Below are 12,114 nucleotides of genomic sequence, written 5' to 3'. Positions count from 1 at the left end.
CTAATGAACTAAGGGATTACTGCTCAGCAAGCCAGTTTTTAAAGGCCTCTTTTTCCGCCGGAGACGCTTTCTGGTACATCGTCTTTAATACATCAACCATTGGGCTGTCGTTCGATGCGGCTGTTGAACGGGTATCACTAGTCTCAACTCGAGGCTCGATATCACTTACTGATTGTTGATGCTGATTCACAGTTACATAGCTAACAGCAACACTCGCGATACCGCCAGCAATATTGTAGTTACGAGTTTCTTGAGGGTAATTACGACCAATTTGAACACCATCTGACTCTAATACATCTTCGACCAAAGCAATAGGTTGGCCTTTGGTATCCAGTAATTGCCAATCTAGAGGCGAGAGGTTGTTTTGCGCTTGGCGAAGAGTTTTAAACTCTGGCAGTTCAAACGTTAGCTTTTCGTTTTCAGCATCAAATTTAGCAACGATTACATCACTGTAAACCGTCTTAAGGTTTTCGTTAATTTCGAATGTAGGTTGATATTTGAAGACAATTTGATTCGTTCCGTCAGGTAGTTCGATTGTCTTCTCACTAGAAAAAAGACCACCTTCTAGATCTGGCTTCTCCATGTTGACGGCCAATAACTTCACGTCTTCTGGAACCACTAAAGTCGTTGCAGCGTAGAGGTTTGTACTGGCAAAAATAGACAGTGCCATTGCCACTTTTAATGATAACTGCATAGAATTTTTCATCCTTATCTTCATAGTAAAAGACCCAGCATATAGCTGGGTCTTACAATATCAAACTGGGTATTGATTACCAGTAGAAACGAGCACCAACACCGAAGTTAGTTGCGTCGTCTGTGTCTTTGTTGTCGAAGTCAGTACCTTCGAAAGTGTAACCCGCTTCTGCGAATACACGTGCCCATTTAGAGAACTTGTATTCAACACCAGCGTAGAACCAAGAAGAGTCTGCGTCTACTTTACCTGCTTCGTCAGTAGACTGAGCTAGGTACTCGTAACCAGAGTATAGAGTTGTTTTAGGAGCGACAGCGAACATACCAGCTACAACGATGTAGTGTGAATCAACTGTTGATTTACCTAGCTTATCTTCGTTTTCGTTGTAGTAGTACGTAGCACCTAGAGTGTGCTCGTTTAGTGCGTACTCAGCAGTTACTTCAAAAGATAGGTTTTCGTTATCAGTACGCTCTGTGTGAGAAACTGTTTGCTCTACACCATTAAGAACTAGTTTTTTCTCTTTAGTTACGTTGATGTCGTTGTTCGCAGTAAGTACACCAGCGTGTAGAGATAGGTCGTTGAAAGATTTACCAACGAATACTTCTAGTACTTCTTCGTTAGAATCTTTTTCGCCTAGCGCGTAACCAGCTTTTAGCCAGAACGCGTCATTTTCGTAAGCGTATTTGATTTGAGAATCGTTGTTCCAAGCGTGACCGTATGCAGTTTCCGCTGCGTTACCACCGAAGAAGTAAGAGTAATCTGCGAAGTATACGTCATCAGCCCAAGTACCTTCTTTACCGAAGCGAAGAGTACCCATATCACCCATATCAAAACCGATGATGTGGCGACGTACGTATACAGAGTCATCTGTACGCTCGCTTGAATCAGCACCTGCGTCGTAGTTGTCACCTAGAGCAACACCGATTTCAACTTCACCCAGAACTTTTAGGCTTTCGTCAACAACGTAAACCGCGTTCACACCAGTACGAGAAGAGCTAGTGTTTAGCTCTGCTGTGTGATCAGTTTTTTCTGTGAATAGAAGAGTTGGACGTAGCTGACCGTAGAAATCTACAGAACCTTCTTCAGATTTGAATACTTCAGCTGCGTTCACTGAAGTTGCAGACGCAACTACAGCTAGTGCTAATAGAGTTTTTTTCATAATTAATCCACTGCCTTTTCTTAGTTCGGGATATCCTTGTCCGGTTCCCTTTTTTTATATGTTTGAGGTAGAGCGTTAACAAAACGTTATACAGCACCTCCTCAAAATCTGGAGCTAAGAGTGCAAAAGATTATTCTGGCTGTCAAATTTTCTAAATACCAATGTAAAAAAAACAAAATACCATTATAAAACAATAACTTGATAAGTTTGCCTTTATTTATTCGACGAACATCTAACCAATCTCCATTATTATTTGTAATTTACAAAATTATTAACAAATGGTTTTTTAATCCAATAAGTAAATTTAAAAAAACAAAAAAAAGAATAAAAACCCACAAATCAGACCAAGTTGGAGTTTTATATTTTTCATATAATGAAATTAATTTCATTAAGATAAGGTTCAATATTTTTTTGTGAAGGAGATCTACATTCCTTATAAAAGCATTCCGTTTTGTGAACTACTGTACAACTAGTGATGTGTGCTACTATTCGCCTCCAACGCATTTGAGGCCCGTATGCTGACCAGTAACATTCAAAAATCGATTCGTAATAGCTATCAAAACCTTCAAGATCAACTTGATAACTTTGTGCCTAGAAGAGCACAAAACTACCTTGTTGCAGAGATTGCAAAAACGCTGTGCGGTCAGTATCACAAATCTAACCGAATACTCGTTGCAGAAGCAGGGACTGGAATTGGTAAATCGCTCTCCTATCTAATGGCGACCATTCCCGTGGCTGTACATAACAATAGAAAAGTGGTTATCTCAACGGCGACCGTCGCTCTGCAAGAGCAGCTCATAAATAAAGACCTCCCTCTTTTTCGTCGGATTACCGACCGAGAGTTTTCTTTTATTTTGGCAAAAGGCCGTCAACGCTATTGTTGTGCAGAAAAGCTCGCTACTGCTAGCGGTGCTGATGGTGGCCAGTTAGCCATGTTTGAAACCAAACCTAAGCAAAAAGATATAGAGCTGTTAGAAACAATGCATCGCTCTCTTGCGCAAGGTAAATGGGACGGTGACCGTGATTCTTGGCCTAAACCCATCGACGATAAGCTTTGGCAACTGATTGTCAGTGATAAACACAGTTGCAATAACAGTTTACCAGGCCACCGCGGCTGCCCATTCCAAAAAGCGCGCTCAGAGTTGGATAAAAACGATGTCATCATTGCTAACCACTCTCTCGTCATGGCAGACGCAGATTTAGGTGGCGGCGTGATTTTACCTGAGCCAGAAAATACGATATACGTCTTCGACGAGGCACATCACTTACCTCACGTCGCTCGTGACCATGCTTCAGCATCTGCGAGTTTAAAAGGTGCGGCAGCATGGCTTGAGAAGTTAAATCAGTCGATTAGTAAGTTTTCATCACTCGCAGACGAGAAACGCGTAGCTCGATTTCGCAACGACCTTCAAGACGCGGTTCAGAACTTGATACCGGCACTGACTCAATTGCCCAAACAGTTCGACCTAGCTCAATTTGAAGAGGGTATCTACCGCTTCGAACACGGTGAACTACCTGAGTGGCTAGAGAACCAATCCAAAGAACTAAAACAGTTCAGTAAAAAAGCAAATCAGAGCGTGGCAAAAATTGCCGACCTTATTGCGGAAAGAGTAAAAGACGGGGAGCTTGCGACAAGGTTGGCTGAACCAGCGCTTGCAGAGCTCGGTTTCTACATTCAAAGGTTAGAAAACCTAGCGCAAGTATGGCATTTAATGGCTGAACCAACTCGTGAAAAAGGTGCGCCTTTAGCTCGCTGGTTAGAAACCCACCCCGATCGCGAGGGTGATTTCATTGTGAGTGTTTCGCCACTTGAAATTGGATGGCAACTCGACCAACAGATTTGGAGCAGATGTATTGGCGCCATTTTGGTTTCCGCAACGATGCGTGCATTAAACTCTTTCCATTACTTTTGCCATCAGGTTGGTATTGATGGAAAACCAGAATCAGGCACTCAGTTTTTAGCGCTTGCGTCACCATTCGATTACCAAAACCAGGCAGAATTGCTCATCCCTGCGATGAAATATGAACCACCAGCGCCTCAATTTACTGAATATCTTATCGAGATATTGCCTAAGTACTTGGAAGACAAGAAAGCCAACTTAGTATTATTCTCATCCTATTGGCAGATGAACCAAGTCGCGAAGGCACTCTCTTCGGAGTTCATAAAAAAAGGCTGGGCGTTGCAAGTTCAAGGTGAAAGCTCACGTCAAGAAATTCTAAAAAAACATAAAAAGTTAATAGAATCAAATAAAACCAGCGTCTTATTTGGTACTGGCAGTTTCTCTGAGGGGCTAGACTTACCTGGCGAATTACTTGAAAACTTGGTGATTACAAAAATTCCATTTGGCGTTCCAACCTCCCCTGTTGAGCAGGCTCATTCCGAATACATTGAGAAAAAAGGAGGAAACCCGTTTATGCAAATAACTGTACCAGACGCAAGCAAAAAGCTGATCCAGAGCGTAGGTCGCTTACTGCGTAAAGAGAGAGATTCTGGTAGAGTAACGATTCTTGATCGACGCCTAGTCACTAAGCGATACGGACAAGCCTTAATCGACTCACTACCTCCATTTAAACGTAAAATAGAATATTAGAAGAATCACCATTTATGGAAATGATTGAGCCAACCATGCTGTTGGTGTTGGCGCTTGTCGCTTTTGTCGCAGGATTTATTGATGCAGTTGCCGGTGGTGGTGGCATGCTTACCGTACCTGCTCTACTTTCGCTAGGCTTGCCGCCTCATATTGCACTAGGCACCAATAAACTTGCCGCTACCTTTGCTTCTTCTACTGCAGCATTTACGTACTACAAAAAACGTCTATTCAAACCTCAATGCTGGAGGCGTGCATTCGTGGCAACACTCGTCGGAGCGACATTAGGTACGCTATTTGTAGATGCGATTAGTACGGATTGGCTGGAAAAAGGATTGCCGCTTGTTATTTTGGCGGCAGCGTTGTATACCGTTTTTCATAAAACACCCCACTCTGCTCATCAAAGTCCAATACCCGAGCCTTGCCCAAAACTTCATAAAAAACAGTACATGCAAGGCTTATCCATAGGATTCTACGACGGACTCGCAGGGCCTGGAACTGGGGCTTTTTGGACAGTAAGTTCAATGGCGCTGTACCGGCTGAATATCTTGCTCGCCTCTGGCTTAGCAAAAGCAATGAACTTTACCAGTAACTTTACCTCTTTGATCACTTTTGCATTCCTCGGACATATCAACTGGGTGCTAGGCTTAACAATGGGAGTATGTTTAATGGCTGGTGCTTTTGTTGGCGCGCACTCCGCTATTAGATTTGGTTCTAAATTCATTCGTCCTGTATTTGTTACTGTCGTCAGCATACTAGCTATTAAATTGGCTTATGACGCATGGTTTGTAGGTTTGTCATGAACATTTCTCAACTCCAGGAAAATCTAGAACAAATGGCGAAGCAAGCCGCTGTTCTTGACCGTCAAAGAGGCGAACATCATGTTCCGCTTTTTGATGAGCGTTTATTTGGTTGCCGCTCTCGCTTACTTACTCCTTGCGTAAAAGAAGCAAAAGCCACGCTGGATGCGATTGTGCGTGAGCAAAATGAAGGTAAGCTCACCGCTTTGCGTGCTGAGTACCTCACTGAACGGTTAGTGGCGCAAATCGGTGCGATTCAACGCGAGATTTCTACCACTAAAATTCGTAAGAATGAAATCAAACATAGCAGCCATTTCCGTAAGCCTATCAACGTGCTTTATCAGGAGCTCGCTCAACATCAAGAGTGGGCAAGACGCTTGCGCGAGATGGTGTTAGAAAAAGAACGTGCTGTCGAAAGCGCTCCTAGTTTTATGCGTGCCGACGCTCAAAAAGTATTACTAGCAACCGAGCAACGTTTAGCGCGTTGTGAAGCAGCACTTCTTAAGCTAGAGAACCAAATTACACATAGGGAAAAACATCAATAATGGCTGATCAACCAACCTCGCCTTTAGATGACGCACCTGAAGAGATCAAACTGGCTGTCGATTTAATCTATTTGCTTGAGAGCAATGAGATAGATCCAGAAGTTGCGCTTAACGCTTTAAAGATCGTGCAAAACGACTTAGAAAACAAATTAAAAGCAAAGTAGCTCAGAGCGTTTCAATCCTTTCACCGAGACTCATTTTCAGTGCTCTTACACAATGATACTATTCATACAAAAGTACGCCCCAAAAAGGATAAATAATGAAAGTAATCAGCTTTAACATCAATGGACTACGTGCGCGACTGCACCAACTCCAAGCGCTAATCGACAAACACCAACCTGATGTGATTGGTCTTCAGGAAATTAAAGTTCACGATGAAGCATTCCCGATTGAAGCTGTCGAAGCCATGGGCTACAAAGTGTATTTTCATGGTCAAAAAGCACATTACGGCGTAGCAATGCTTTGTAAGCAAGAGCCTCTACACGTACAAAAAGGGTTCCCGACGGATAACGAGGAACATCAAAAGCGCATGATCATGGCAACGTTTTTAAATGAAAACGGCGAAAAGGTCACTGTGCTAAACGGCTATTTCCCTCAAGGGGATAACATCAGCCACGAAACCAAATTCCCATACAAGCGCCAATTCTATAAAGATCTGATGACCTACCTAAACGATCATCACAATAACGACGAGCAATTGATTGTTATGGGTGACATCAACATCAGCCCTATTGATGCAGATATCGGTATCGGCGAACCAAACCGTAAACGTTGGCTAAAAACAGGTAAATGTTCATTCCAACCTGAAGAGCGCGAATGGTTGAAAACCTTACTAGACTGGGGCTTTGTGGACACCTTCCGTAAGCTATACCCAGAGGTGAACGATCAATTTTCGTGGTTTGACTACCGTTCTCGCGGTTTTGATGATAACCGTGGCCTACGAATTGATGTCATTTTAGCAACCCCTTCTCTAGCGGAAAAGTGTATTGAATCTGGTATCGACTATGAGCTTCGTGGTATCGAGAAGCCTTCAGATCACGCACCAATCTGGTCAACATTTAAGTAATATATTGCAAAGCTATAAGCGAGACTCAACGCTAAGCTTAGTCCAATAAAAAGGGAGACTCAGTCTCCCTTTTCATACAAATTACCAGTTAATCACTGATTTAGCGGCCAAACCGTTTGACCATCAATAGTTATCGGTGTTTGAGCAAATTCGTTCAGACAGTAGCCTGTATTACTACTTGCAAAGTAAGTGAGCGGCATCGGCGGTAGATTCAGCGCCACAACCTGCTGTTTCGCTTTTTCTGTGAACGAGAACCCCCACATATCGAGATAGCTAGTCATATCTCGCTGAGAGATGTAGCTCAGAGCAATAAGCAACCAGTCGTTGTTCGAGATGCTATTTGCTTCTTCCCGAGAGTAGTTGGCAAAACCAATGCTCAATCGTCTCTCATCCCAAAGCGCGTCGTCCGATTTTAAGCGGTTAAACTCACGTTCAATCAGGTGCAAGCGCGCCAATAAATGCCAACCATTTTTAAGCACACCTTCATGCTGCGCCGCCATCATCATTTGAATGTAAACACGAGCGCCCCAACTCCAACTGGTTTGATTTTGCGCAGCCATGTATGCGTTTGGATCCGCTTGAGTTCGGCTAGCTTGCAATAATTCAAACTGGCCTTTGAAATCCAAGCTTTGGCAAGTTGAAACTTTTCCCGTATTCTGGAAGAAACGAGACTTACTGTAATACGAGTAGTAATTGGTCGTTGAATGCCCTTCCCAGCCTGAAAATCGGAATCGACCTTTTTCTAAACCATGACCAAGCTCATGTAAATCACCGTGACCGAGTGGGCTGAATGACCAGTAAGCATCGTAAGGGTTACCCGAACAACCATAACCACACGTCGCTTGGTCAGCGTTCATGTGCTTCACTATATCAATATTGGCGATTTCCCAACCTTGGTTTTGGGCGTATTGAATAATTTCAGGCACTTCATCTATGCCCGGCCCTTGGAAACCTGCCAGCACATGCGGGTAGTTGTGAACATATTCTTCTGTTGCAAGCGCCATTTCCGAAGGGGTAGACCACATTTCATCGTTGACCGACTCCAACATTTTGTCGCGCTTTGAGTGTACTTCAAACCCAGGAGTGATCAGCTCAGCCCAATCGAATAAATTGGCTTCTAACTGTTGAATAAAAGCGTCGTTGTCCTTCTCACTTCTCCAAACTGGATGCTGTGCCACATGATTAAATTTCAGTTCAACCGGAACATCATTTTTGTCAAAGTGAACCTGTACTGGACCACCATAAGGAGAAGTCAGCGTGATGGTTTCACCCGGCTTCACTTCATAGCCGAATGAAGTCAGCAGTTTTGGTCGCGTGTATCCATCTTTGCTGAACTCATGAGTTGCACCACTTCTTAAAGTGTTGATGACAATCTTAGTCGCCACATCATTGCTGTCATTACGCTTAACCGTAAAGGTTTCCCCAGGAAGCGCATACACACCAGCCGAACGGAAGTTACGCTTTGATTCCATATTAATCGTTGCACTGATTCTCTTTATGTCAGGGCTAAACTCACTACGGCTGAAGTTCCCCATATTTGGTTGTTTTGGGTTTACGCTTCGGCTGTTGTATTGCACGTAATCGGCAAAGTACGACTTTAGGAATTCGGTCATTTGGGTTGATTGTTTGTCCATCGGGAAGACAACCGTTTGACGATAATGATCAGCCAGCAATACCATGAGTTTTTCGTATTGGTAGCCGTTTTGATTAAACAAATCTACTTTTTGTTCATCAAGCTTTTGCAACCAATGGCGAATGCTGTTTGCCCCTGCATAAAATTGACTGTCCATATTCGCAGTGTCAGGGCAGGATTTGTCATCACACTTTGACAAGTCAACGTTGAAATTTTGAGATTCAAAACGAGACAACAGCGCTTGTTGTGTGATGACAGAGTCCGGCACAACGTTCATCAACGATGAAGGTTCCCAGTCGACCAAGCCTAACTTACGCCAATAGTTATCTCCCACATAATCAACATGGAATTTTTCCAAAATGTCTTGGCCAAGATCAGTTAGTCCTCCATCCCAATGCAGGTATAGAACAGGAATTTGGGCTTGCTCAGCGTATTCCAAAGCTTCGAGTACTGGTTTGTTGGTATCTCCAGATTGCAGATGCTGTGACAAGATCAATAAGTTTGGAGTATTGGTTTGCAAGCAGCTAAGTAGCTTCGAACCATCGCATAGGTTGGCCTCGTTAAACGCCAACTCTTGTGAAACATTGTCTTTCAGCCAATTCCGAGTCGCTTGCTCATCCGGAAAGTAATAAGACTGATCCATTTGCGCGATGACGACGTTTGAAGTAACTCCGCCCGACAACCAAGTGACCAGGTTACTTAACCATTTCGTCATCGCTGCGTTGGAAGAGTCGGGAAAACGTTGTGCCGTTCTAAATGGGTTACTACCTAATAGTGCGTAACGTTGACCATTAGACTTTTCCCCGGCAACGCCAATTGACAGAGCTTGATCTTTGTAACCGCTTGCCATGGCCTTATTGGTCATCAAGATGGTGTCGTTGAAGCCATACTGAGGTGCCAAGATCGCGGCATCATGGGTTGGATCCCAATAAAGACCTGAAAGGTTTTTCGCAATTGCAGATTTGATCGTATTCGACTGCATCTTGTGAGCTTCTACAACCTGACGACTTTTACGAATGAATTCGCTCGGGTCAGAAACGAGCAGTGCATTACCAGTTTCAAGAGCTTGTTGAACTGGAGCTGGCGTTGGTTTTACTTGAGCATTAGGTTGTGATTCTCCCTCTCCCCCACCACATCCTGTGGCTAAGGCGGCAATGCCCAACGATAGAATTGTTTTTTTCATTTTTACTTACTAAACAATGAGTTTACCGAATGTTAATGTAAGTTGATGAATAATAAGAAAGAGTCTTTTACATCGACTGGAAAAATAGGAATGAAGATAACAAAATTATCAAAAGCAATAGCACCCACTCCGATGCTATTGCCTCTATTGATAATTAGCTTAAAGGACGCAGATAAGCTAAGAAACGCTTCTCTGCCACTTTGAAACACCACAAGATCATAAACGTCAGTGCCATGTAGAACAGCCCCGCCGTCAGGAAAGACTCAAATGGTGCATAGTAGCGCGAGTTAACTAGACGCGCAGCACCAGTTAAATCCATGATGGTAACGATGCCCGCGACTGCACTTCCGTGCAGCATAAATATGACCTCGTTTGAATAAGCTGGTAATGCTCGACGCAATGCACTCGGCAAGATAATACGTCTGTATGTCATAAACTTACTCATGCCATATGCTTTCGCAGCTTCCACCTCACCTTTCGGCAAACCATTAATCGCACCACGAATAATTTCTGCGGTGTAAGCCGATGTATTAAGAATAAAAGCGACCAAAGCACAGAACCAAGCGTTCTCCCATAAGGTATCTTTCACAGGGAAAAACTGATCCATGCCGTAGTAAATCAAATACAGCTGAACCAATAGCGGCGTTCCACGGAAAAAGTAAATGAATCCCCAAGAAGGTAAGCTTAGAGCGTAATTGGTACTATTGCGTGCCACGGCTAATGGGATAGAGACACACAAGCCAATAACCAACGCTAATCCCACTAACCAAACTGTTGTCCAAAGTCCCTGAAGATAAGTTGGAAAGCTTTCAATAATCAAAGAAAAGTCCATAACTTACCTCGCATGAATACTGAACTTACGCTCAACAAGCTTGAGTAGCCCGGTCGAAACGCTGGTAAAAAATAGAAAGATGAGCGCGACAGCCATGTAAAAGGTGAACGGCATTTTGGTCGTACCTGCTGCCAATGAGCTCATTCTCACCATGTCATCCAGACCAATAATGGAAACTAACGCTGTGGTCTTAAGTAACACTAACCAGTTATTACCAAATCCAGGTAATGCATGACGAATCATCTGAGGAAGCAAGATTCTTCTAAACGATAAAGCTGAACTCATCCCATAAGCTTTCGCCGCTTCTAATTCACCCTTGTCCACCGCCATGATCGCTCCACGAAAAGTCTCCGCCATGTAGGCGCCAAAGATAAAACCAATCGTGAGTACACCAGCTATAAATGGGCTGACATCAATATAATCAGGTAAGTAAGACGTCCATTCATGGTTTGGATCACTCGAGGCAAACCACTCGTTGAGCGTTTCGTTGATGGAGTAAAGGCTGTTATTTAAAAGTATTTGTCCACCAAAGAAAATTAGCATCATCAGAACCAAATCTGGAATGCCGCGAATGACTGTGGTGTAAAGAGTGGCAATCGCCCTTGCCCATTTGTAAGGTGCTAACTTAGCTAATGCGCCAAGCATGCCTAAGACCATGGCGAGAATGAGTGAAAGCACTGCAACTTCTATTGTTACTAAAGCTCCTTTCAAAATCGAAGCTTCGTATCCTTGTAAATCTAGCATAGGTGAGTTCCTAATCCCTAAACTCAAAAAATCGACCGTTGACTACTTCTAGGAACAAGCCAACGGTCGCTTAATTACGGTTTATTCACCGTACACATCGTAGTTAAAGTATTTACCAGCAATTTCTTGGTAAACACCTTTCTCACGTAGTGAAATAATTGCTGCGTCGAGTTTCTTCGTCAGATCTTTGTCTTGTTTACGAACAGCGATACCCATACCTTCGCCAAACCATTTTGGATCGGTTAACGATGGTCCAACAAACTCATAAGCTTCGCCACCTGCTTTGTTGATCACACCCTCTTCTAGAGCAGACGCATCACCTAAAACGGCAGCAATTCGACCATTTTCTAGATCAAGATACGCTTCATCAAAAGAGCCATAACGCACAATTTCAACATCATCGCCGTAGTTGTCAGTTAAGTACTTGTCATGTGTCGTCGCACGTTGCACGCCAATTTTGACATCTTTAAGATTATCAAAATCTAGACCCGCACCTTTCTTAGCGATAAATTTATTTGGAATTTGTGCGTACTTGCCAGTGAAATCGACTTTTTTCTTGCGCTCTTCAGTGATAGACATTGCTGCGATGATGGCATCGTACTTACGTGCAAGCAGAGAAGGAATAATACCATCCCAATCTTGAGCGACGATTTTGCACTTCACTTGCATCTCTTCACAGAGTGCATTTGCCATGTCTACGTCAAAGCCTTTTATTGAGCCATCAGTTTCTGTCCAGCTAAACGGAGGGTAAGCACCTTCGATACCAAAGCGAACTGTTTTCCATTCTTTCGCTTGGGCAACACCTGATACTGCCGTTGCAGCAATCGTTGCTGCTAATAACCACTTTTTCATTTCCATACTCCTGTGATTGCT

General features: G+C 43.4%; 11 protein-coding genes. 5 read left to right on the top strand and 6 right to left on the bottom strand.

Annotated features, from left to right (window positions below):
- Nucleotides 1-16: 16 nt before the first annotated feature.
- Nucleotides 17-694, bottom strand: coding sequence for a DUF2057 family protein (locus R7P80_RS04085; RefSeq protein ID WP_225491476.1), 678 nt, complete (start codon nucleotides 692-694; stop codon nucleotides 17-19).
- A gap of 76 nt (nucleotides 695-770) precedes the next feature.
- Nucleotides 771-1,850 carry a porin gene (locus R7P80_RS04080; protein ID WP_005378424.1) on the bottom strand — a complete coding sequence of 360 codons (1,080 nt, stop codon included), beginning with the start codon at nucleotides 1,848-1,850 and terminating at the stop codon, nucleotides 771-773.
- 515 nt (nucleotides 1,851-2,365) lie between these two features.
- Here R7P80_RS04080 and dinG point away from each other — a divergent pair.
- From dinG to xthA, 5 genes are all read left to right on the top strand, one after another.
- Nucleotides 2,366-4,441 (top strand): ATP-dependent DNA helicase DinG, encoded by a 2,076-nt coding sequence (dinG, locus tag R7P80_RS04075; protein WP_054577977.1) that lies wholly within the window; start codon nucleotides 2,366-2,368, stop codon nucleotides 4,439-4,441.
- A gap of 14 nt (nucleotides 4,442-4,455) precedes the next feature.
- Complete coding sequence (locus R7P80_RS04070; RefSeq protein WP_005387866.1) at nucleotides 4,456-5,241, top strand: sulfite exporter TauE/SafE family protein; 786 nt, start codon at nucleotides 4,456-4,458, stop codon at nucleotides 5,239-5,241.
- The gene (locus R7P80_RS04065; RefSeq protein ID WP_005378431.1) at nucleotides 5,238-5,783 is read left to right on the top strand and encodes a primosomal replication protein; all 546 of its coding nucleotides are present in this window, start codon (nucleotides 5,238-5,240) and stop codon (nucleotides 5,781-5,783) included. The genes R7P80_RS04070 and R7P80_RS04065 overlap by 4 nt, the downstream gene beginning before the upstream one ends.
- The gene (gene rsmS, locus R7P80_RS04060; protein WP_005378432.1) at nucleotides 5,783-5,947 is read left to right on the top strand and encodes a pleiotropic regulatory protein RsmS; all 165 of its coding nucleotides are present in this window, start codon (nucleotides 5,783-5,785) and stop codon (nucleotides 5,945-5,947) included. Before R7P80_RS04065 ends, rsmS begins: the two co-directional genes overlap by 1 nt.
- A gap of 95 nt (nucleotides 5,948-6,042) precedes the next feature.
- Nucleotides 6,043-6,849: an exodeoxyribonuclease III gene (xthA, locus tag R7P80_RS04055; RefSeq protein ID WP_005378433.1), complete on the top strand. Its 807-nt coding sequence runs from the start codon at nucleotides 6,043-6,045 to the stop codon at nucleotides 6,847-6,849.
- A gap of 92 nt (nucleotides 6,850-6,941) precedes the next feature.
- Here xthA and R7P80_RS04050 read toward each other — a convergent pair whose 3' ends face one another.
- The 4 genes from R7P80_RS04050 to R7P80_RS04035 form a co-directional block, all read right to left on the bottom strand.
- Entirely contained in the window at nucleotides 6,942-9,665 is a 2,724-nt protein-coding gene (locus tag R7P80_RS04050) for an ImpA family metalloprotease (RefSeq protein ID WP_213885389.1), read from the bottom strand.
- Nucleotides 9,666-9,819: 154 nt separating this feature from the next.
- Nucleotides 9,820-10,497, bottom strand: a complete 678-nt coding sequence (locus R7P80_RS04045; protein WP_005378435.1) for an ABC transporter permease — start codon at nucleotides 10,495-10,497, stop codon at nucleotides 9,820-9,822.
- 3 nt (nucleotides 10,498-10,500) lie between these two features.
- Nucleotides 10,501-11,241 (bottom strand): ABC transporter permease, encoded by a 741-nt coding sequence (locus tag R7P80_RS04040; protein ID WP_005378436.1) that lies wholly within the window; start codon nucleotides 11,239-11,241, stop codon nucleotides 10,501-10,503.
- Nucleotides 11,242-11,322: 81 nt separating this feature from the next.
- Nucleotides 11,323-12,093 (bottom strand): ABC transporter substrate-binding protein, encoded by a 771-nt coding sequence (locus tag R7P80_RS04035; protein ID WP_005378437.1) that lies wholly within the window; start codon nucleotides 12,091-12,093, stop codon nucleotides 11,323-11,325.
- Nucleotides 12,094-12,114: the final 21 nt, after the last annotated feature.

Origin of the sequence: Vibrio sp. 2092 (assembly GCF_033339635.1) — a bacterium.
Classification (GTDB): Bacteria; Pseudomonadota; Gammaproteobacteria; order Enterobacterales; family Vibrionaceae; genus Vibrio; species Vibrio alginolyticus.
Note: the sequence above shows the minus strand (reverse complement) of the source record. Positions and strands in the feature narration are given on the sequence as shown.